This is a genomic window from Bradyrhizobium sp. Kon58 (assembly GCF_055807455.1).
Map to the genome: position 1 here is coordinate 120,729 of NZ_JBVVOT010000001.1, position 21,977 is coordinate 142,705.

At 62.2% G+C, this 21,977-nt stretch carries 20 protein-coding genes; 13 read left to right on the plus strand and 7 right to left on the minus strand.

Annotated features, from left to right (window positions below):
* The first annotated feature begins 78 nt into the window (after nt 1-78).
* Entirely contained in the window at nt 79-765 is a 687-nt protein-coding gene (locus AC0L20_RS00570) for a DJ-1/PfpI family protein (protein WP_473286982.1), read from the plus strand.
* A gap of 498 nt (nt 766-1,263) precedes the next feature.
* Here the strand turns inward: AC0L20_RS00570 and AC0L20_RS00575 are convergent, their stop codons facing one another.
* Nucleotides 1,264-1,671: an NADH:ubiquinone oxidoreductase subunit NDUFA12 gene (locus AC0L20_RS00575; protein WP_354054866.1), complete on the minus strand. Its 408-nt coding sequence runs from the start codon at nt 1,669-1,671 to the stop codon at nt 1,264-1,266.
* A 247-nt stretch (nt 1,672-1,918) separates the two neighbouring features.
* Between AC0L20_RS00575 and AC0L20_RS00580 the strand changes: the two genes are divergently transcribed.
* From AC0L20_RS00580 to AC0L20_RS00590, 3 genes are all read left to right on the plus strand, one after another.
* Nucleotides 1,919-2,596, plus strand: coding sequence for a BA14K family protein (locus AC0L20_RS00580; protein ID WP_473286984.1), 678 nt, complete (start codon nt 1,919-1,921; stop codon nt 2,594-2,596).
* A gap of 242 nt (nt 2,597-2,838) precedes the next feature.
* Complete coding sequence (locus AC0L20_RS00585) at nt 2,839-3,261, plus strand: response regulator (protein ID WP_027569815.1); 423 nt, start codon at nt 2,839-2,841, stop codon at nt 3,259-3,261.
* A complete protein-coding gene (locus AC0L20_RS00590; RefSeq protein WP_473286987.1) occupies nt 3,258-5,510 on the plus strand; it encodes a CHASE3 domain-containing protein in 2,253 nt (750 codons plus the stop codon). The genes AC0L20_RS00585 and AC0L20_RS00590 overlap by 4 nt, the downstream gene beginning before the upstream one ends.
* On the opposite strand, the gene AC0L20_RS00595 is transcribed toward AC0L20_RS00590, so the two are convergent.
* The gene (locus tag AC0L20_RS00595; RefSeq protein WP_473286989.1) at nt 5,507-6,442 is read right to left on the minus strand and encodes an arginase family protein; all 936 of its coding nucleotides are present in this window, start codon (nt 6,440-6,442) and stop codon (nt 5,507-5,509) included. The two genes, AC0L20_RS00590 and AC0L20_RS00595, sit on opposite strands and share 4 nt — an antisense overlap.
* A 311-nt stretch (nt 6,443-6,753) precedes the next feature.
* Here AC0L20_RS00595 and AC0L20_RS00600 point away from each other — a divergent pair, with 311 nt between their 5' ends.
* Entirely contained in the window at nt 6,754-7,533 is a 780-nt protein-coding gene (locus AC0L20_RS00600; RefSeq protein ID WP_473286991.1) for an outer membrane protein, read from the plus strand.
* A gap of 245 nt (nt 7,534-7,778) precedes the next feature.
* On the opposite strand, the gene AC0L20_RS00605 is transcribed toward AC0L20_RS00600, so the two are convergent.
* The 3 genes from AC0L20_RS00605 to AC0L20_RS00615 all read right to left on the minus strand — a co-directional run bounded on the left by AC0L20_RS00605 (nt 7,779) and on the right by AC0L20_RS00615 (nt 9,724).
* Nucleotides 7,779-8,075 (minus strand): putative quinol monooxygenase, encoded by a 297-nt coding sequence (locus tag AC0L20_RS00605; RefSeq protein WP_473286993.1) that lies wholly within the window; start codon nt 8,073-8,075, stop codon nt 7,779-7,781.
* A 65-nt stretch (nt 8,076-8,140) separates the two neighbouring features.
* Nucleotides 8,141-8,809: a type 1 glutamine amidotransferase domain-containing protein gene (locus AC0L20_RS00610; RefSeq protein ID WP_473286995.1), complete on the minus strand. Its 669-nt coding sequence runs from the start codon at nt 8,807-8,809 to the stop codon at nt 8,141-8,143.
* 156 nt (nt 8,810-8,965) lie between these two features.
* Nucleotides 8,966-9,724, minus strand: coding sequence for an alpha/beta fold hydrolase (locus tag AC0L20_RS00615; RefSeq protein WP_473286997.1), 759 nt, complete (start codon nt 9,722-9,724; stop codon nt 8,966-8,968).
* A gap of 238 nt (nt 9,725-9,962) precedes the next feature.
* Between AC0L20_RS00615 and AC0L20_RS00620 the strand changes: the two genes are divergently transcribed.
* Entirely contained in the window at nt 9,963-12,842 is a 2,880-nt protein-coding gene (locus AC0L20_RS00620; protein WP_473286999.1) for an ATP-binding protein, read from the plus strand.
* Between the two features lie 33 nt (nt 12,843-12,875).
* Here the strand turns inward: AC0L20_RS00620 and AC0L20_RS00625 are convergent, their stop codons facing one another.
* A complete protein-coding gene (locus tag AC0L20_RS00625; RefSeq protein WP_473287001.1) occupies nt 12,876-13,772 on the minus strand; it encodes a DMT family transporter in 897 nt (298 codons plus the stop codon).
* Between the two features lie 502 nt (nt 13,773-14,274).
* Here AC0L20_RS00625 and AC0L20_RS00630 point away from each other — a divergent pair.
* The 7 genes from AC0L20_RS00630 (at nt 14,275) to AC0L20_RS00660 (ending at nt 21,531) form a co-directional block, all read left to right on the plus strand.
* Entirely contained in the window at nt 14,275-14,469 is a 195-nt protein-coding gene (locus AC0L20_RS00630; RefSeq protein WP_473287003.1) for a hypothetical protein, read from the plus strand.
* Nucleotides 14,470-14,530: 61 nt separating this feature from the next.
* Nucleotides 14,531-18,295, plus strand: a complete 3,765-nt coding sequence (locus AC0L20_RS00635) for a vitamin B12-dependent ribonucleotide reductase (protein WP_473287005.1) — start codon at nt 14,531-14,533, stop codon at nt 18,293-18,295.
* A 31-nt stretch (nt 18,296-18,326) separates the two neighbouring features.
* Nucleotides 18,327-18,572 carry a DUF4160 domain-containing protein gene (locus tag AC0L20_RS00640; RefSeq protein ID WP_473287007.1) on the plus strand — a complete coding sequence of 82 codons (246 nt, stop codon included), beginning with the start codon at nt 18,327-18,329 and terminating at the stop codon, nt 18,570-18,572.
* Nucleotides 18,553-18,801, plus strand: a complete 249-nt coding sequence (locus AC0L20_RS00645) for a DUF2442 domain-containing protein (protein WP_473287009.1) — start codon at nt 18,553-18,555, stop codon at nt 18,799-18,801. The genes AC0L20_RS00640 and AC0L20_RS00645 overlap by 20 nt, the downstream gene beginning before the upstream one ends.
* Nucleotides 18,802-19,037: 236 nt before the next feature.
* Nucleotides 19,038-19,460, plus strand: coding sequence for a P-loop NTPase fold protein (locus tag AC0L20_RS00650; protein WP_473287011.1), 423 nt, complete (start codon nt 19,038-19,040; stop codon nt 19,458-19,460).
* Nucleotides 19,372-20,523 carry a KAP family P-loop NTPase fold protein gene (locus AC0L20_RS00655; RefSeq protein WP_473287013.1) on the plus strand — a complete coding sequence of 384 codons (1,152 nt, stop codon included), beginning with the start codon at nt 19,372-19,374 and terminating at the stop codon, nt 20,521-20,523. The genes AC0L20_RS00650 and AC0L20_RS00655 overlap by 89 nt, the downstream gene beginning before the upstream one ends.
* A 492-nt stretch (nt 20,524-21,015) precedes the next feature.
* Nucleotides 21,016-21,531 carry a ParB N-terminal domain-containing protein gene (locus tag AC0L20_RS00660; protein WP_473287015.1) on the plus strand — a complete coding sequence of 172 codons (516 nt, stop codon included), beginning with the start codon at nt 21,016-21,018 and terminating at the stop codon, nt 21,529-21,531.
* 118 nt (nt 21,532-21,649) lie between these two features.
* On the opposite strand, the gene AC0L20_RS00665 is transcribed toward AC0L20_RS00660, so the two are convergent.
* Entirely contained in the window at nt 21,650-21,946 is a 297-nt protein-coding gene (locus AC0L20_RS00665) for an HdeA/HdeB family chaperone (protein ID WP_473287017.1), read from the minus strand.
* Nucleotides 21,947-21,977 lie beyond the last annotated feature (31 nt).

Here is a 21,977-nt window from a genome sequence, read left to right on the forward strand (position 1 = left end):
AGCGAGGGAAATACGCCATTTTGGACAGAAGGGCATCATGAGAGGCTGCGTCCGTCAAGCTCATAATTGGAGGCTCTCATGTCGTCCCCGCTCCAGATCGGTCTCTTGGTGTTTCCGCGCGTCACCCAGCTCGATTTTACGGGTCCCCTGCAGGTGTTCTCCTCCGTCCCCGGCGCAAAACTGCATTTGATCTGGAAACGGATCGAGCCGGTGCCGAGCGATTCCGTGCTGACGCTGACGCCGACCACAACGTTCGCCGACTGCCCGCAGCTCGACGTGATCTGCGTGCCCGGCGGCGGCGGCACCAACGATCTGCTCAATGACGAGGAGGTGCTCGGTTTCCTGCGCCGGCAGGCCGAGGGCGCCAAATACGTCACCTCGGTCTGCACGGGATCGCTGGCGCTCGGCGCCGCGGGCCTGTTGAAGGGCTACCGCGCCGCCACGCATTGGAGCGCGATGGAGATGCTCGCTCAGTTCGGCGCGACGCCGACCAAGACGCGCGTCTGCGTCGACCGCAACCGCATCACCGGCGGCGGCGTCACCGCGGGAATCGATTTCGCGCTGACCCTGGTGTCGATCATGGTCGATCGCACCACCGCGGAGGCGATCCAGCTTCAGCTCGAATACAATCCCGCCCCGCCGTTCAATGCAGGCTCGCCCGACACCGCACCCGCAGAGGTGCTGGCGTTGCTGAAAGAGCGCGGCGCGCAGGGTCAGTCGCGGCGGCTAGAGGCGGTGAAGCGCGCGGCTGAGCGGATGATGTAATTCGTTTCGGGCAATCTCGTGCCCCGGACGCAGCGCAGCGCTACTTCAGCGGTGCGCTGCAGAGCCGGGGCCCAGCAACGCTAGCAAGTGGCTGGGTCCTGGCTCGGCGTCGCGTCATTTCATGCCGCGCCGCGTCCGGGACACAAGAAGTCAGGCAGTCCGCCAAAGAAAAAGGCCGCCCGGTTTCCCGAGCGGCCTTTCCTGTCTTACGGCGGCTGCACATTTCATCGGGCGATTTCGGAGCTTCCAGACCGGGGGCCTATTTCCCGATCGAGTCCTGGTCGGCGGCCGCTGCATTTCGGGACAGTCGCGAACTGTTGCCCGAACCGAACGCGATGGTCTCCCATCTCCGTAAGATGCGACCATTGAGCCGCATCGCCCGCGTGGCTGCAACGCCCGCGCAGGACTCATCCCCGCTGTTCCCGCTGTCCACAGCAAAGCGAGGCGGATGCGGGTGCATCCACTCCCACGACGAGGATTGAGACGGGGATCGGAAGCCTAGCTGGGCGTCCAGGGCTGGTAGTCGCCGGTCGCCTTGGGCCGCTTGCCGCTGGCGAGCGTCGAGCCCGAGGGACGGTAGGCGTTGGCCGTGCCGGTGAGATTGGGCTGGTGCGGCTTTTCCCACTCGCGCGGCTGGTAATTGTCCTGCGTCGGCGGCACATCGACGGTGTGATGCATCCAGCCGTGCCAGGACGGCGGAATCCGGCTGGCCTCGGCATACCCGTTATAGACCACCCAGCGCCGCTCGAAGCCGAGCGCCGGGTCGATCGCCCCGCCGCGGGTGCGATAATAGAGGTTGCCCTGCTCGTCCTGGCCGACCAGCTCGCCGTAGCGCTTGGTCCAGAGTTGGGTGCCAAACGTCTGGCCATTCCACCAGGTGAAGAACTTGAGGAAGAATTGTTTCATGCGGCAAGGGCCCTGCTTCGTCGGGTCCTGATGCCATCCGGACGGCGAAATGTCCAGTTCGGCGCGGGCGGCGGCGCCCCGCTGCAGATGCGGTCTACCGGCACGGAACGCTGCCGCAAAGCGGACGCGATCCGTTCATGCCGGATACAGCGTCGCCATGAGAGCCTGTCCTCGCACGCAAACCCCCGTGATCCCAGGAACTCCGGCCCTTTCATGGGGTTTGCTTCCGGGAAAAGGAGTTTTGATCATGAAAAGTCTGAAAGTCTTGAGCGCGGCTGCGGCCGTAGCACTGGTTCTCCCGTTGGCGACGCCAAGCTTCGCGCAAGGTCGCGGCGGACATGGCGGGGGCGGCGGTGGCCATTTCGGCGGAGGTGGCGGTGCCCACTTCGGCGGCGGTGGCGGCGGCGCTCACTTCGGTGGTGGCGGGGCTCACTTTGGCGGTGGCGGCGCCCGCATGGGCGGCGGCAATTTCGGCGGCGCGAGGATCGGCGGCGGCGGTGGCAATTTCGCCGCCGGCACAGCGGTACGTCCCAGCGGTGGCAGCTTCGTAGGCGGCGCGAGCCGACAGGCCTTCTCGCCGTCCTTCAGCGGTACACGCAGCGTCGCGACTGCGGGCAACTGGCAGGGCGGTAGCGGCAATTGGAGCGGTCGTCACTGGCATCATCGTCACGGCGGCGGCTTCTGGCCTGGTGTTGCCGCGGGTGCTGCGATCGGCGGCCTCGGATCGTACGCCTATTACGGCGGCGGCTATTACAACGACCCCTATTACTATGGCGACGACAGCTATTATGATGAGCCGTCAGTCGCCGTGGTCCCCGATAGCGGCGGCGACTCTGCGGGCTACTGTGCGCAGCGCTACAAGTCCTACGATCCGGCGTCCGGCACCTATCTCGGCTATGACGGCCAGCGTCATCCCTGCCCGTAAGCCGACCTGCAACATTTGAAGAAGAAGGCGTCGCAGCGATGCGGCGCCTTTTTCGCATGCGGGCGCCTCACCTGTTTCGCTCGCCTCGTGTTCGCCATCGGCGATTGTCACGTACAACCGATGCGAGCGGACCTTTATTCACCGCACCGTGCATACCTACCCTTATCCAATCCCAAATTGACCCGACGCGCGATTCACCTGTATCAACTTGGCTATGGGGACTTCGATGACTGGGAAGTGTCATGCCGCGTATTCTCGTGGTCGATGACGATCCGATGGTCGGTGCGACCATCGAGGTCCTCCTCCAACGTCAGGGCTTCGACGTCACGTTGACTGACGGCGGAGAAACGGGTTTGGCTGCGCTCGAAACCCAGAGTTTCGACGTGATGCTGGTCGACATCTTCATGCCGCATATGCGCGGCTTCGAGTCCATTCGCATCTTTCACGAGCGCGCGCCGGCGGTTCCGCTGATCGCGATGTCCGGCTACGCCTTCGCCTCATCCGCCTCGCCCTCTCCCGACTTCCTCCGGATGGCGCTGGAGCTCGGCGCGACCCGCTGCCTGCGCAAGCCGTTCACGCCGGACGCGCTGCTGACCACGATCCGGGAATGCATCGCCGCGCCGGGCGATGGCTCGCAGCCGAAGGACAAGAAAGAAGCCCCTTGATCCCAACGCAGCGCGTCATTCTCGGTGCTGGACTTGCCATCCTCCTGATCATCACCGCAGCCTCTATCGGCCTCGACGTCAAGTCGCGGTCCGACGCGGCCTGGGTCAATCACACCGTCCAGGTGCTGAAGAAGATCTCCGACCTGCGTGTGCTGATGCGCAGTGCCGAGAGCGCCGCACGCGGCTACGAGATCTATCGCAACCCGAGCTTCAGCGAGGAATTCCAGGCGGTGCACGCCCGGATCGCACCGGCACTCGCCGACCTCAAGCGCAGCGTGCGCGACACTCCCGAACATGTCGCGCTGCTCGAGGGCACCGAGCCGCTGGCGCTACGCCGGATCGAGATCGCCGCCGAAGTGATGCGCCTGCGCGCCGGAAACGATCAGGCCGGCATTGCCGCGCTCCAGGGCAAGGGCGAGGGCCGTGGCCTCATGGACACGGTGATGGGCAATTTCGATCATTTGAGCGCCGAGGAAGAACGATTGCTCGCGGCGCGCTCCCAGGATTCGCGCCGCACCGGCATCGTGCTGCTCGGGATCGACGTCGCCGGCGCGCTGGTGATCCTGCTGCTGGTCGTGATGATGATGCGCGAGAGCCGGCGCACTGAGGGCGCCCTCAAGAGCACGCTATTGGAAACCACGGCCGCCAAGCATCAGCTCGAGGCCGCGGTGGCCGAGCGTACGGACCATCTGGTCACCGCGCATGACGAGCTGCGCCTCTCGGTCAACGTGCTCCAGAGCACCTTTCACAGCATGGCGGAGGCAGTGCTGGTCATCGATGCCGAGGGCAATGTCCTTCTGTCCAATCCGGCCGCCGAGCGCATGCTGCTGCACAGGACCGGCATGAACCTGCGCAATCTGCGCGCGATGTCCAGCGTGCTTCACGGCGACGGCGTCACCCCGCTCAAGCCCGACGAGCTGCCGTCTGCACGCGTGCTGCGTGGCGAACCGTTCGAGAACATGGAGATGATCGTCCGCCCGCACAGCGGCAATCCTTCCCGCCATCTCATGATCAGCGGCCGGCCGATGCTGGACGGGCAAGGCAAAGTCTCCGGCGCGGTGCTGGTCTATCACGACGCGACCATTTCGCGCGAGACCGAGCGGCAATTGTACCAGTCGCAGAGGCTGGATGCGATCGGCAAGCTCACCGGCGGCGTCGCGCACGACTTCAACAACATGCTGACCGTGATCTCCGGCAATACCGAGACGCTGGTGGCAAGCCTGAAGCAGCAGCCCGAGCTCCAGCGCGTGGCGCGCCTGATCGACGAGGCCGCCGAGCGCTGCGCCGAGCTGATCCAGCATCTGCTCGCCTTTGCGCGCAGGCAGCCGCTGCAGCCGCGCAACGTCGAGATCAACACCGCGGTCGCGGACATCGCCAAACTGCTGCGTCCTACCCTCGGCGAGCAGATCGAGATCGAGACCGTGCTCGAACAGGGGCAGATGACCGCACACATCGATCCGTCCCGCCTCACCAATGCCCTGCTCAACATGGCGATCAACGCCCGCGACGCCATGCCGAACGGCGGCAAGCTGCTGCTCGAGGCCCACCGCGTCGTGCTCGACCAGGCCTATGCGCAAAACAATCCCGACGTTCGGCCTGGCCCCTACGTGATGCTCGCCGTCAGCGACACCGGCACGGGCATGCCGGCCGAGGTGCAGCAACAGGCGTTCGAGCCGTTCTTCACCACCAAGGAGGTCGGCAAGGGAAGCGGCCTCGGCCTTTCCATGGTCTACGGATTCGTCAAGCAGTCCGGCGGCCACATCAAGATCTACAGCGAGGAAGGCCACGGCACCACGATCAAGCTCTATCTGCCGCCGGGCGAAGGCATGGCCGAGGTGGCCCCCACCACGACGCCGCAGGCGGAAGGCGGCGCCGAGACCATTTTCGTGGTCGAGGATGACCCGCTGGTGCGCAACTTCGTCACCGTGCAGCTCCAGAGCCTCGGCTACCAGACCGTCGCCGCGCCCGACGGCAAGGCCGCGCTCGAGTTGATCCAGGCCGGCCAGCCGTTCGACCTGCTGTTCACCGACGTCGTCATTCCCGGCGGCATGAGCGGGCGCGATCTCGCCGACAAGGTGGCGACGATCCGCCCCGGGGTGAAGGTGCTCTACACCTCCGGCTACACCGACAACGCCATAGTCCACCACGGCAAGCTCGACGACGGCGTCATGCTCCTGACAAAACCCTACCGCCGCAACCAGCTCGCCGAGATGATCCGGAAGGCGCTGGGAGACAGGCCGGCCGGCTAGCGCTTCTGCTTGGCGATATGTCCAATGGCGTTGCAGATGATCCGCGCTGCGCAGATCGCCCCGATATTCTGCACGTCACGCTCCGGCACCAATTCCACCAGATCGAGACCGACAATTCTGGCCTTCGAGGCGACGCCTGCGATCAAATCTATGACTTCGAAATAGGACAGCCCGCCGGGTTGCGGCAGAAGCACGCCGGGAATGACGGACGGATCGAGGCCGTCGCAGTCGATCGTGATCAGGCAATTCGCGTTGTCCTCGATTGCGCTGAGGACAGCTTGAACGCCCCGGCTTTTGACGTCTCGTGCTATAAAAATCCTGGAGCCCCAATTCCGCGCGCAACTGAGCTCCTGCGGCCCCGAGCCGCCGATCCCCCGTAAACCGACCTGCACAATCCGTTCGACCCAAGGCAACTCGCTGGCGCGCCGCATTGTGCTGGAGAAAGTATGTGCTGAGCCGTCGCGCCGGTCCTTCCAATCCAGATGCGCGTCGATCTGCAGGATGGTCAGCCTGCCGATATCTTCGAACGCCTCGAAAAACGGTATGGGGACGGAATCATCTCCGCCCAGCAGCATAGGTACCGCGCCGGACGTCAGGATCTTTTTGGTGGCTCTCCTGATTGTATTCCGGTTTTCCTCGGGAGCATCGGGTGACGTCGGAAGATCGCCGCCATCGGTGACCCGGATTTGCTCCGGGTCGAGCAGGATTCCGTCCTGGTCGAAATCCCACCTGACAAGGTCGGTCTGGTAAACGCGCAAAGCATTGCGAATGGCCGTTGGGCCATTCGCGGCATGGCTGGTCCTGCCCTTCAAATGCGGCGTGGCATCGGCAGCTCCGAAGATCACCATGTCGACTTCGCCAAGAGCAAAGGGAACAGGCAGGGCAAGGTCGCACGCCGCGACGCCGAGGAATGTGTTGCGCTCGCTCGCCATAACCGACTCGTTGGAGGCACTCAGTCCGGCAGAGAGACCTAATCCGCAACGCTTGGACGAGTTCCTGATTTGCTCTTGGCCCGGCGCCGAGCCGAACGCCGGGGCCGTTCTCGCCTAGGACTGTACGTAATCGTCGGCTTACCAGGGCAAAGCAGAAGCTCTCACCTTAGGCGTGATCGGCGGCTTGGGACCCCAAGCGATGCCTACCAATCGCCGCGACAACAGGCGAGTGTGACTTTCCGGGGACAGTAATTTGCCAGAATAGCGCTACTTTCGGGCCACGATTTCAGATGCGCCATGGGAGAGTGGACATGAAAAAGATCGTGATCTCTATCGCCGCTATAGCAGCATTCACCGGATCAGCTATCGCCGCAGATATGGCTCCTCGTTATGCGAAGGCTCCACCCCCCGCACCTGTCACGGTCTATAACTGGACGGGTTGCTATGTCGGCGGCAACGTCGGCGGTGGTTGGGCCCGGACTGATCAAACCCGAGTGTCGCGACTCGGTGTACCGTTTCCGGCGAACTATGGTTCTAGCGATAACAGCGAGGTCATTGGCGGCGGTCAGATCGGATGCGATTATCAATTTGCTGGAAATTGGGTGGTCGGCATCCAAGGCATGTACGATTATGCTCGCATCGGCAGCTCGCACGCTTTGCCAGCGTTCCCGACCTTTACCTCCGTTAATGAGACCAAAGACGTTTGGACTGTCACGGGCCGCGTCGGCTATTTATTCGTTCCGCAGCTGCTTGGCTATATCAAGGGCGGTGGCGCTTGGACCCGGCAGGACAATATCGTCGTGCAGCCCACCGGAGCTCTTTCCGAAACGGCTCTGGGTGTGAACCGTTCTGGTTGGACAGTGGGTGGCGGTCTCGAGTGGATGTTCGCTCCGGGCTGGTCGGCTTTTGCCGAGTACAATTATATGGACTTCGGCCGTCGAGACGTTCAGCACATCTCGGCCGTTACCGGCAGTGGCTTCGTGGCGGGACTTCCCTCCGAAGTCATCTCGACTCGGCTGGAGGTATCTACCGCGACGGTGGGCGTAAACTACAAGTTCAACTTCGGCGGCCCGGTCGTCGCCAGGTACTGATCCGTAAGAGCACTGCGAAAGCCCCGGCATCCTCCGGGGCTTTTTTGTGTGCTCAGCATGTCGCCGATCGGTCCATCTGCGACCTCGGAAGCCTTCCGCTCGCCGGCCGATGATGCCGGTAAACCGGACATCAGGCGGCCAGCCGCTTCACGACTACACCCGCTACCGCGTCGCCAGCACCACCGCCGCGCCTCATTCGCAATATGCCGTGGTAACGGCCGTGCGAATGTTGTCGATGACAGCAATCATCTAACATCCACGGCTTTCGCGATGACTGCCGTACGTTCCGCCAGTTCGGGAACCTTGGCCAAGTAGGCCTGGTAGTGCTGCGAGGTTCGATGCGCTTCGACCGCCGCGGCGTCCCGGTAAAGCTCATCAAGGACGTAACGATGGTCGTCCGAACCGTCGCGCCAGACGTCCCAGCGCAGATTGCCGGGTTCGGCCCTGCAATGCGGCGCCAGACCAACAAGCAGTTCACTAAGCTCAACGCTCTTGCCTGGGTGAGCAACTAGAATGGCAGTGATCTTCGAGGGCATTGTCATCGACCAGGCCTTTTCAGGGTTACCGCAGCCTTCAGGGCAGCCAAGCGATGCTCGGCTGCCTTGTTCTATTTTCTGAGTGCCGCCAGCAACTCCTTGGCCAGGAGCCCGGCCGAGGCGGGATTCTGGCCAGTGATGAGGCGTCCGTCGACGACGACGTGAGGTTGCCAGTTTGCTGCGGACGTATACTCGGCACCCTCTGCCCTCAGGGCATCTTCAAGCTCGTAAGGAACGTCTTCGCGTGCGTAGTCGTACTCTTCCTTCTTCGAGAACGATGTGAGCTTCTTGCCCTGCACGAACGGCTTGCCATCGCCAAGGTCTACCCCAAGGAGCGCGCACGGACCGTGACAAACGGCAGTTACAAACTTTCCAGTGCTCCAGGCGCGCACGACTGCATTTTGAACGACTGGGTTACGCTGAATGTCGACCATCGGTCCAAGACCGCCTGGCACGAAGATGGCTTCGTAATCGGCAGCATCCACTTCAGCTAGTTTGCGACCGCGATTCAAGCGGCGAAAGGCCTTGCTTTCGAGAAAAGCCTTCTCCGCAGGATCTTTCTCGTCGTAGGCATCATATGGCGTCCATCCGCCCCTTAAAGAGGCGAACTCAACGGCAATGCCTGCCTTGTCAAGCACATCGAACGGATGCGCGACCTCGGCAAAAAAGAAGCCCGTCTTACGATTGTGCGGACCGATGACGGCCGCGTTGCTGACAATAACCAGGACGTGTTGAGTCATGATATTCCCCTTGAGTCTTGTGAAGGCGCTAAGCCAAAGCGTCGTCCTATTGCCAACATGGCATTGGGCAGCTGGGTTCACGCAGCGTAGAGCGGGCCGCTGAAGAAAGGACAACAAGCCTCTTCAAATCGGCCCTTGTTTAGAGGGCCGGTGATATCAATCTGCTTCTCCGGCAGCGATTTCGATGAAGGCTGCAACTTCCCGCGGGTGGGAGAGCATCGCGGCATGGCTGCTCGGCAGCTCGGTAAGTTTCGCTTTTGCTCGCGATGACATGAAGCGCTGTGTGCTGGGCGGCACCATGTGATCTTGCGTTGTCAGCATGTAGTGCACGGGCTTGTCTTTCCATGCTGCGCCAACGATCTTGTGTTCGACCGCTTTGAGTCCCCACGGAACTTGTGCTGCGGCCATGAAGGCGGTGATGGACACATCAACATCCTGCGCAAACGCACTCGGAAACTTCGCCGGATCAACCAGAAGAAAGCCGCCGCTCGGCGGCAACAACGGTGCTCCAGCCTCGCCCGGAGTAGGACGCGTCGCGAGCTCGTAGACGGACTCTCCGACCTCTGGCGCGAAAGCCGCAATATAGACAAGCTTGCGAACCTTGGGATCGCTTCCGGCTTCGGTGATGACGGCACCACCATACGAGTGGCCCACCAAAATGACGGGCTTTCCCGCCTTGCGTATGACCTCCCGCGTTGTCTCGACATCACCGTCGAGCGTTGCAGTCGAGTTCTGGACGACCAAAACCTCATAACCGTCGCGGGTCAGAATGTCGTAGACAGCCTTCCAGCCCGAGCCGTCAACGAAGGCGCCGTGTACGAGAACGATCGAGACGGGCTTACCTGCGGGCGTCTGCGCGAACGAAGGAAGGCCGGCGGCCATGGAGAGGAGTGCTCCCAGGATCAGGTGTTTCATTGCGATACCTTTCGGACGGACGCAACTGCGATCGAGCGACTATAGTCCGGTGGGCGGTGCGGGCCGGTTAAATCAGGTAAATCCGCCGTTCGTGGCAGGGCCCGCATGAGGCCTAAGGAACGCTTCGGATCCTGCGACCAAATGCTCGCTGCGATCGTGCTTTTTCAAAATCGCGGTGTTCAGCAGCCTTGTGGCGCATGATATTCCAGCGGACTGTCGCGTCGCTTGGCTGTTAAGAATGCGGGCTACCACGGAGACATTGCAAAGAGGCCGGCGTCGAGAGGAACTCACGTTTTCCTTTGGGCGATTCCAACTCGTTCCGCGCCGCCAGCTTCTTCTTTTCGAAGGCCGCCCGGTCAAAATGGGCGGCCGCGCCTTTGAGCTGTTACAGCTGCTGGTGCAGCGTCCCGGCGAACTCGTCAGCAAGAATGAGTTGATGGAGGCGGCTTGGCCCGGCACCTTCCTCCACGAGAGCAATCTCAAGGTCAATATGTGGAGCTTGAGGCGCTCGTTGGGCGACACGCAGGTTGAACCCGTCTACATCGCGACGGTGGCGCGGCGGGGTTACAAGTTCATTGCGGATGTGCAAGCCAGCATCGGCGAGATCGGGGACGAACTTGCGAACACGGAGCCGGCCAGCTTGTCGGGGCCGCCCGTGGTGCGAGGCATCGTTGGTCGCGAAGCCGAAATCGCCGATATTGCCCAGGCGTTGATCGGGAGTAGGCATATCACGCTGGCAGGCGCCGGCGGCATCGGCAAGACAACGGTCGCCGTCGCAGCCGCACAGGTCTTCGCACCCCGCTGCCGTGACGGCGTGTGCTTCGTCGACCTCGCGACGATTGCTGACCCCATGCTTTTCGGCGCTGCGCTGGTAGCGGCCTTGGGGATCAGGGGCAATCCGGACAACAACATGACTGCCGTCCTCGATTATCTGAGGTCGCGGCAAATGCTGGTGGTTCTGGACAATTGCGAACATGTGTTGCCTGCCGCCATCATGTTTGCCGGCCGGTTCATGACGGACACATCGTCTTCCAGGCTGCTGGCCACCAGCCGTGAGCCGCTAGGCACCCCCGCTGAGCATCTGATGCGGCTCGGTTCGCTTGGCTCGCCCAGGCCCGGCTCAGCCCTTACAATCGATCAGGCCATCAAATTCCCTGGGGTGCAGTTGTTTGTCCGCCGCGCCGCAGAATGGTCGGACTATCAGTTCGTCGATGACGACTGCGAAGCGGTCGCCCGGACATGCCACGCGCTCGACGGGCTCCCTCTTGCCATTGAATTGGCGGCAGCCCAGCTCGGCAGGTTCACGCCTCGCGAACTGGTGACGCTTCTCGATCAAAACCTGGGTTTTCGCGCCCCCGGCATCGACGGCGCGACGCCGCGTCATGAGACCCTGATGGCGACGATCGACTGGAGCTTCAAGCTCCTGTCGCAGAGGGAAGCCAGACTGTTCGGCTTGCTGTCGGTGTTCAGTGGCGCCTTCGACGCCGAGGATGTCGTTTTTGTCGCCGAGGCTGCGGGGCTCACGCCGGTCGACGTCGTCACCGGCCTCGGCGGTCTGGTGGCCAAATCGCTGTTGAACGCGCAAGTGCAGGGAGCCAGTCTTCGCTATCGGCTGCTGGACAGCACACGGCATTATGCAGCGGAGCGCCGGCTGGCAGATCCTGCATCCCGCCATGCTCTACACCGTCACGCACAGCGGGTGCTCGCTCTGTTCGAACAGTCCGAGGAGGAGTGGAACTGGCGCGAACCCGCCGATTGGACGCACCGCTACCTTGGTCGTATCGCCGACTTGAGGGCAGCTTTGTCATGGGCGTTTGGCGAGGACGGGGACCCTGTCCTCGCGATCAGGCTGGCGGTGGCCGGCATCACCTTGTGGTCGGAGACGTCGATTCTTTCGGAGGCGCAGGCACGGTTGGAGACTGCGCTCAGCTTGGCCAAGTCCATTGCTTGTGACGATCTGCTGCGTGCAAAGCTCGCCTGTGCGCTGGGATGGAGTCTGTTCTACGCGCGCAAGCTCTCGAACGAAAACGCGCTTGCATGGCTCGATGCAATTGCCTTCGCAAGGCGTGCCGGGGATGTCGAGTATCAACAACGTGCATTGGTGGGGTTTGCTTTTTACCTGCTGCAGATCGGTCAAATCCCGCGTGCGATGACCCATCTTGAAGAAGCAACGGCGCTGGCCGATCGGGACCGCGACCTGACCGCGACGTCCGAAGCCGATCGCGCTTGGGCATGGGCTCACGCCTTCGCCGGAGAATTGGGCAAGAGTCGCCTGGTTCTCGATCGCCTCGCAGCGACCTATTCGCTGGCCGAAAGCCGTTCGCGGAAGGACGCGAACGAGGTTTATCGTTTCATCACCGTTCGCTTCAATCTGCCTTTTGTGGCCTGGATGCAGGGGCAAGCCGAATATGCGGCGAAGCTGGCCAATGATGCCGTCGAGGCCGCGGATCGCGGCGGTCACTGGGTGTCGCAGTCGAATGCGCTAGGCCTCGCCGCGCTTCCGATCTCACTCGAAACCGGGAATTTGGCGGCGCTCGAGCATTACGCGGAGCGGCTGCGTCGCAATCTGGATCGGGAGCGCATCTCGCGCTGGATTCCGGTCGAACGCTATTTCTCGGCCTGCCTTCGCGATTTGCGCGGAGATCTTGCGGCGGTGGAGGACATCCGTGCGGCGATCGAGGAGCTGATCGACTGTCGCTTCCTGATGCGGATCGGCAGCTATCTCGCCATCCTCAGCCGCGCCTATCTGCGACAAGGGCGGATCGACGAGGCGCGAAAGGCGATCGCAAGGGCTATTCACCATCAGGAAAATCAGGGAGAGCGCTGGTGTCGTTCGGAGCTTCAGCGGGTCGAGGCGTCCGTTCTCCTTTCCGAAGGTGAGCCGCTTCGCGCCGAAAGCCTGTTACAGCAGGCACTGGCCGAGGCGCGCGCGATAGGGGCGAAGACCTTTGAGCTGCGTGTAGCCACCGATCTTGCAGCGCGCTGGATAGCGGCCGGGCGCCGGCCGAAGGCCGCCCGATTGCTCACTCCGATCTACGAGCAGTTCAGTGAGGGATTCCAAACTCACGATCTGCTCGCTGCCGCGTGCCAGTTGGAGCGCGCGCGAGCGTCCCCGTAGGACATAAGGCGGCCGGCCGCTTCAGCACACGCCCTACCGCGTCGCCAGCACCACCGCCGCCAGCGTGAAAATCAGCGCGGCGATCTGCCCTGCTCCCAGCGGCTCGTGGAGCGCGATCGCGGATGCCACGACGCCGATCACAGGCACCGCCATGGTGCCGATCGCGGCGACGGAGGCCGGCAGGCGCGCCAGCGCTGCGAACCAGCTGACATAAGCGATGCAGAACTGCACCACGGTCGAATAGACCAGGAGCCACCAGCCGAGCGGCGTCACCAGCTCCAGATGCGTGGTCTCGACGGCGAGGCCGATGATCGTGATGGGCAGGCAGCCGATCCCGATCTGCCAGGCCGCGGCGGTGATCGGCGGCAGACGGATCGGGTACTTCTTCGAAAACACCGTGCCGAGCGCGAAGCCGAACGCGCCGCACAGCGCCATGACGATGCCCGGCAGCTTGTCCGCGGTGGCGGCAAAGCCATTGCCGCCCATGATCGAGGCGAGGCCGGCAAAGGCCATCACCAGCGCGATGGTGCGCAACAAGGTCGGCCGCTCGCCCAGCACCGGCCAGGCGATCAGCGAGGCCCAGACCGGCATGGTGTAGGCGATCAGCGCCGCTTCGCTCGCCGGCAGCCACAGCAGCGCCAGGCCCATCAGCACCATCCAGCCGGTGACGTTGAGGAGCGCGGCGGTCACGAGCCGCGGCCAGATCTCGCGCGGGACACTGAGGCTGTCAGCGCGGATCAGCGCCAGCGCCGCCAGCAGCACCGCGCCGAGCACGCCCGTCACCCCGCGCAAAGTCAGCGGCGGCAGCTCGGAGAGCAGGAATTTCGTCACCGGCCAGTTGAAGCCCCAGCCCACCGAGGTGATGGCGAGGAACATCAGGCCGGCCGGAGCGATGCGCGGTCGCAGCACCGGCCGAGTCGAATCAAGCATGTGGGTAGTCCGGCAAAATCGAGGGCAGCTTGGCGCGGATTCGCCCCTCCCACCACCACCCCGGCGGGCATGCCTGCCCTCACCTTCCGTAGCCCTACGTGAGTCCCCCGGAGGCAAGCCCGCCATTCAAAAATATACCTGCCCTGTGAACAGCGGGGTGAAGCCTCGCCAGCACCACAAGATGCAAATTTTTTCGGTTGGGAATCCCTGAGGACTCACTGATACTTGGCTCAACAACAGGCGCGGGCCTGCCCCCTGTTATCCCCCACAATCCACCATATTTAGTATTTGATTCAGGAACTCGCACTAGTTCTTGACGGGCGTAACGGAGAGTCCTAGTTTTCGATCCGTTCGGCGCGAGTGTGTTTGCGTCCCGCCGGCACTCCCCCAAAGGGTCTGCAAAACAGCACTCCGCCAAGCCAGACAAAGGCAGCGGGATACGGGCTTGTCTGCCCGGCGAGCGGACTTTTCGGGCGCCTGAACGGGCTGGAAACAGGCTCGGATGGCAATGGTTGAAGACGTGACGTTGTGGGGCGTTGAACGCATGTCGGGCTCATCCCTTTGGGGCGGATGGGTCTGGACGTGCCGGCGGATGATCGGTGCGCGCATCGAGGAATCGCGTCGGGAGAAAATGGGCCGGGTCTACCGGCTGAACTGCGATGCCAAGGGCCAGGCGGCCTCGAGCACCGCGAATTGAAATGATGACCCGGCACGCCTGAACGGAGGCGGTTCGGTCAAAGATAGGACGGGGCAAGACCATGCGGATTGAGCGGCGCCACACCACTTCGGGACAGTCACCTTACGCCGGCATCGAGTTCCGGCTGACCACGTCGGAGATCAGGAATCCCGACGGCTCGGTCGTGTTCAAGCTCGACAATGTCGAGGTGCCGACCGCGTGGTCGCAGGTCGCCTCCGACGTGCTGGCCCAGAAGTATTTTCGCAAGGCCGGCGTTGCCGCGCGCCTGAAGAAGGTCGAGGAAGAGTCCGTTCCCTCCTTCCTGTGGCGCTCCGTGCCCGACACCGAGGCGCTTGCGCTGCTGCCCGAGAAAGAGCGCTTCGTCAGCGAGCTCTCGGCCAAGCAGGTGTTCGACCGTCTCGCCGGCTGCTGGACCTATTGGGGCTGGAAGGGCAACTATTTCTCCTCCGACGAGGACGCCCAGACCTTCTACGACGAGCTCCGCTACATGCTGACCATGCAGATGGTCGCGCCAAACTCGCCGCAATGGTTCAACACCGGCCTGCATTGGGCCTACGGCATCGACGGCCCCGGCCAGGGCCATTATTACGTCGACCCCTTCACCGGCAAGCTGACCCGCTCGAAATCCTCCTACGAGCATCCGCAGCCGCACGCCTGCTTCATCCAGGGCGTCGGTGACGACCTCGTCAACGAGGGCGGCATCATGGACCTCTGGGTCCGCGAAGCCCGCCTGTTCAAATACGGCTCCGGCACCGGCTCCAACTTCTCGCGCCTGCGCGGCGAAGGCGAACGCCTCTCCGGCGGCGGCCGCTCGTCCGGCCTGATGAGCTTCCTCAAGATCGGCGACCGCGCGGCGGGCGCGATCAAGTCGGGCGGCACCACGCGCCGCGCCGCCAAGATGGTCGTGGTCGACGTCGATCACCCCGACATCGAGACCTATATCGACTGGAAGGTGAAGGAGGAGCAGAAGGTCGCCGCTCTCGTCACCGGATCCAAGATCAACCAGAAGCACCTCAAGGCCGTGCTCAAGGCCTGCGTCAACTGCGAAGGCTCGGGCGACGATTGCTTCGATCCCGAGAAGAACCCGGCGCTCCGCCGCGAGATTAAGCTCGCGCGCCGCAGCCTGGTGCCCGACAATTACATCAAGCGCGTCATCCAGTTTGCCAAGCAAGGCTACAAGGACATCCAGTTCGACGTCTACGACACCGACTGGGATTCGGAAGCCTATCTCACGGTATCAGGCCAGAACTCCAACAACTCGGTCTCGCTCAAGGACGACTTCCTGCGCGCGGTCGAGACCGACGGCGACTGGAATCTCGTCGGACGCACCACCAAGAAGATCACCAAGACCCTGAAGGCGCGCGACCTCTGGGAAAAGATCGGCTACGCCGCCTGGGCGTCGGCCGACCCGGGCCTGCACTTCAACACCACCATGAACGACTGGCACACCTGCAAGGCGTCCGGCGACATCCGCGCCTCCAATCCGTGCTCGGAATACATGTTCCTGGACGACACGGCGTGCAACCTCGCCTCCGCCAATCTGCTGACGTTCTACGACATCCCCTCCAAGCGTTTCGACGTCGAAGGCTACGAGCACCTCTGCCGGCTCTGGACCGTCGTGCTCGAAATCTCGGTGATGATGGCGCAGTTCCCGTCGAAGTCGATCGCCGAGCTCTCCTACGAGTTTCGCACGCTCGGCCTCGGCTACGCCAATATCGGCGGCCTGCTGATGACCATGGGCCTGTCCTATGACAGCAAGGAAGGCCGCGCCATCGCCGGCGCGCTGACCGCGATCATGACCGGCATCACCTACAAGACCTCGGCCGAGATGGCGTCAGAGCTCGGCACCTTCCCCGGCTACAAGAAGAACGCCGCGCACATGCTGCGCGTGATCCGCAACCACCGCCGCGCCGCCCATGGCCAGTCCAACGGCTACGAGGCGCTGAGCGTGAATCCCGTGCCGATGGATTTGGTGTCCTGCCCGCAGACCGACCTCGTCACCCACGCGCAAGCGGCCTGGGATGCGGCGCTCGAGCTCGGCGAGAAGCACGGCTATCGCAACGCCCAGACCACGGTGATCGCGCCGACCGGCACGATCGGCCTCGTGATGGATTGCGACACCACCGGCATCGAGCCCGACTTCGCCCTGGTGAAATTCAAGAAGCTCGCCGGCGGCGGCTACTTCAAGATCATCAACCGCGCGGTCCCCGCAGCACTTCGCGCGCTCGGCTATCGCGAGAGCGAGATCGCGGAGATCGAGGCCTACGCCGTCGGCCACGGCTCGCTCTCCAACGCGCCCGGCATCAACGCCTCGACGCTGAAGGCCAAGGGCTTCACGGACGAGGCCATCGCCAAGGTCGAGAAGGCGCTGCCGACTGCCTTCGACATCAAGTTCGCCTTCAACAAATGGACCTTTGGCGAAGACTTCATCCGCGACCAGCTCGGCATCGGTGCCGAGGCGATCGCGGCCCCCGGCTTCGACCTGCTGCAGGCCGTGGGCTTCACCAAACGCGAGATCGAGGCGGCCAACGTCCACATCTGCGGCGCGATGACGGTGGAAGGTGCCCCGCACCTCAAGGCCGAGCACTATCCGGTGTTCGACTGCGCCAACCCTTGCGGCAAGGTCGGCAAGCGCTATCTCTCGGTCGAGAGCCACATCCGCATGATGTCGGCGGCGCAGCCCTTCATCTCGGGTGCGATCTCCAAGACCATCAACATGCCGAACGACGCAACTGTAGAGGACTGCAAGTCCGCCTACATGCTGTCGTGGAAGCTGGCGCTCAAGGCCAACGCGCTCTATCGCGACGGCTCCAAGCTCAGCCAGCCGCTCAACTCGCAGCTCATCGCCGACGATGAGGACGAGGACGATGCGATCGAGCATCTCTACGACAAGCCGATGGCGGCACGCACCGCCCAGGTCTCGGAGAAGATCGTCGAGAAGCTGGTCGAGCGCATCATCGTGATGCGCGAGCGCGAGAAGATGCCGGATCGCCGCAAAGGCTACACCCAGAAGGCGGTCGTCGGCGGCCACAAGGTCTATCTGCGAACCGGCGAGTATGACGACGGCCGCATCGGCGAGATCTTCATCGACATGCACAAGGAAGGCGCCGCACTGCGCTCCTTCATCAACAACTTCGCCATCGCGGTGTCGCTGGGTCTCCAGTACGGCGTGCCGCTCGACGAATATGTCGACGCCTTCACCTTCACCCGCTTCGAGCCGGCGGGCCCCGTGCAGGGCAACGACAGCATCAAATACGCGACCTCGATCCTCGACTACGTCTTCCGCGAGCTGGCGGTGAGCTATCTCAGCCGCTTCGACCTCGCCCATGTCGATCCCAGCGAGACCGGGTTCGACGTGCTCGGCAAGGGCGTCGAGGAAGGCAAGGAGCCCGGCGATCACAGCCACGGCGCCTCCAAGCTGGTGTCGCGCGGCCTCACCCGCTCCCGCACCGACAACCTCGTGGTGATGCGCGGCGGCTCGACCGCGGTCGCCCAGGGCAACGACAGCGCACCGGCCGGCGGCAGCAAGGTCACCTCGCTCGCCTCCCACGGCGCGGGCCGTGCCGGCGACGTCCCGGAAGGCGCGGTCGCGCTGAAGCAGGAAGTGGCCCACGACCTCTCGCCCACCGAGAAGCTGGAGGCTCTGCAATGGAGCAAGGCCGGCAGCGCGCAAGTGGCAGTGCCCAGCAAGGCCGAGCGCCGCGCGGAAGCGAAGGCCAAGGGCTATGAGGGCGAGATGTGCAGCGAGTGCGGCAACTTCACGCTGGTGCGGAATGGCACGTGCATGAAGTGCGATACGTGCGGCAGCACGACGGGGTGTAGCTGATACTAATAGCGCAAGCCGCCCGGAGGCATCGATGCCGATTGCATTACGCCAGGGCGGCTTGCGTTACTACTTCTTCTCAAACGAGGGGCAGCCACCCGAGCTGCCCCATATTCACGTCAAAGGTGGCGGCCGGGACGCCAAGATTTGGCTTGAGCCTGGCATATCAATAGCCGACAGTTATGGCTTCAATCCGCGGGAACTTTCGAATATCCTGCGCGTCGTGGAAGACAACCGCGAGCTTCTTCTGAAGGCTTGGCATGACCATTTCGGCAACTAGCGTTCGCTTCGACGAACACACGATGTGGGTCGAACTGTCCGATGGAAGGACACTCGGGATCCCGCTTGCGTGGTTTCCGCGCCTGCTCCATGCAACGCCAGACGAACGCAACCAGGTCGAGCTCAGCCGCGTCGGCTTGCACTGGGAAGCGCTTGACGAAGATATCTCCGTTGCCGGCCTTCTCGCGGGACGCGGCGATGTCACGCGCTCCGCGGAACACGCCGCCTAAGTGGCCGATCTGCCCTGCGGATGCGTCGCTCGGAAGCTGCAGGCAAAGCCCGAGGTCTACGACAGCGACATGTGCTCGGTATTGCGGCGACAGCTCGTAGGATGGGTGGAGCGAAGCGATACCCATCATCAATCATTCAACATGATGGGTTCGCAACGACTCAACCCATCCTATGAGCTCTAGCAATCCTTTCGTTTCGACAAGAAGTCGTTCAATAACGCTGAGGCTTGATTGACATGCCGCAACACGAAGCTCCCGAGTCGAGCAATGATGAAATATGGAAAGAGGACAAGCTCGGCCGAAGCGAGGAGGCCGCCTTCCTAAAATCTTTTCTTCTAAATAGGGTAAGTGAACAAAAGAAATCAGGCCTGCCGGCATCATACGTACTGAACATTGACGCCGAATGGGGACAGGGCAAGTCGTTCTTTTTGTCTCGGTTAGGGAAACTGCTGCGCAAGGAAGGCTTTCTCGTCGCCGAGGTCAACGCCTGGCAAGACGACCACGCAGACGACCCTCTTCTCTCGGTTATGGACGCTATCGACCAAGCAGTAGTCCCATTGGTAAAGCGAGATGAACAAGTCCGAAAGCGATGGAATGAAGCCAAACGCGCCGGCGCAGCAATTGCGCTCGCTGCGGCAAGGGGGCAACCGTTCAAATAGCTCGAAAACTCATCGGCTCTGGCGTCGAGGAAATCGGGGTGATCCTATCCAAAGAGGATTAGCCGTACCCGATAAGACCTCGGACGAACTCGCAAAATCCCTGGGCGACATCGTTGACGAGCAGGGCAAGGCGCTCTTAGCCAACTTTCGCGAAGGCAAACGAACAATCGCGCAATTCCGACTAAGCTTGACTGCCTTCTTGCGAGAAGCTGCTCTTAACAAGCAATCCTTGCCACTTTTCGTTTTGATTGATGAACTTGATCGGTGTCGCCCACCGTTCGCCATCGCAATGCTCGAGCGCGTGAAGCATCTCTTTGAAATTGATCAAGTCGCCTTTGTGGTTGCCACTGATACTCAGCAACTTAGTCACTCTGTTGGAGCTGTTTACGGCGGCGACTTTAATAGCACGGGCTATCTCTCTCGCTTTTTCAACCGAACGTACTATTTCGATCAAGCTTCGAAGGTTGGTTTCGTGGATGCCTTATTAGAGAAGAATCCCCTCAACTTAGAGAAGATATCGCTGCCTCCCAAAATCGGCCTGACAACGTATCTTTCCGAGGGCTTTGATTTTTTTGGTCTCGCTCTTCGGGATATTGAGCAAGTTTATGACATTCTGCGCAGCACCGTAACCGCCTGGAACAATCGGCTACAATTGGAAATTTGCGTTCTCTTTCCGATCGCAGTAGCCCATCAGCAGAGATGGCCATTGCAATTCGACGACTTCTCCACGTCTCTCCACAATCTTCGCAAGAAACGTGGCGGCAACACCAACTGGTCGGTCACATTTCCCGCAAGAAATTATAACCAGAGGCCTGAAGAGGTTCCTGCGATCAGTTTGGCAGGTGAATTCGTCAGCCAGTCAGACCGCGCTTTGAACGATATCAACCGCGAACTGACGGCATCGTACGCCCAATGGGTCGTCGAAAGACTGTCGACCGAATTTTCGGTCCTTCATGGAAATAGTTGGCGACAAGGTTCAGAGCCCTTCTCGATTCTACGGCGATATCCAGAATTGGTTCGGAGTGCAGGTAGATTGCTTCCGCAAAAAGGCAAGCTCGACTAGCGATGCTTCGTACTCAACTCCGGCAGCTCTTCTTTTCGGCTGCCAGCTCCGCGTCGTTTCGAATCCGGTGACAGAGCTGGACTGCCCATCAGGTGAGACACAATTTCCCCTTCGCAGGCGCGTTGTGTTGGATTGCGGCGCGGCCTATCGTTCCAACGATCGGACTGCCGCACTTCCAAGGCTGGGCGGCCCCGTCCCTACTTCGTATTGGCCTCGACCGCCTCCAGCAGCGGCATCTCGCGATGCGACTCGCAGCTCGTAGGGTGGATTAGCCGAAGGCGTAATCCACCTCTTTTTTCGCGGCGACAAAGGTGGTGGGTTACGCTTCGCTAACCCACCCTACGAGCTGTGACCGTCATCGAGACTGGTTCCAGCTTCGTTGCTCATCAACACCCTGCCGCCGAATTACCTTTGCGGTCGAGCCCTTCCCTCCTAAACTCCGACCACCGCCGGCATGGGTTCCGACGGGCCCGGTAGAAGCGGAGTCAAGTTATGCCCAAACCGGAAAGCTTCCCGATCGAGACGATCTTCGTTCCTACGAAGCAGAAGAAAGCCATCAAGCCCGAGATCGTCGGGGAGATCGCTGAAAGCATGCTGGACATCGGACAACAGGAACCCATTTCCGTCCGGCTCGACGGAGACCGCCTCGTTCTGGTCGAGGGCCTGCATCGGCTCGAAGCCTGCAAGGCGCTCGGCGAGACGACCATTCTCGGTGTCATCGTCCCGGCGGAGGTCGCTCAACACAGGCCGCTGCTGTCCGAAGGACCCGCAGTCGAGGCAGAGCGCCTCAAGATGGCGCGATTGAAACAGCTGCGCCTCGAGAAGGAAGCTGCGGAAGCATCTATGGCTGGCTCGAAGAGCGTCAACGGAACGGAAGCGCCGCGCACCCGTCCGACGAAAGGCGCTCGCGACAATCCGAAGGCATCACCGGGCCGGACCGTGGGATCGACACCGAAAACATTGTCGGACTGGATCACGCAGCAAAAGGGCCACGGCGGCCGCTATTGATGGCCGGCGATGACGGTGCCAGTGCACTTCACCTGTCGATGTAGAGTCCATGCGCGTCGCCGTAATGCGCGATATGGTCAGGCCGGACACGACCGCAAACGCCCGCGTCCCTCGGCCCCTACTTCGTATTGGCCTCGACCGCGTCGAGCAGCGGCATCTCGCGATGCGACTCGCAGAAGCGCGAGAGCTTGTTGCCGTTCCTGTTCAGCGCTTGCGTGTCCACAACGGGATTGTTGCGGCGGCCGGCGTAGAACCCGGCGAGCCAGACGTTCACGGTCTGCATGTGGGTAATGCGCTGGGTGATGTACTGGTCGCAGCTGATCTTGGAAACGTCGACCAGCACCTGGGCCTTGACCGGCACGGCCAGCAGCAGGGCCGCGAAGGCACCGAGGATGATCGCTCTTGTCTGAACCATGTGTTCCTTCCGATGAATGTCTGCACGGTGG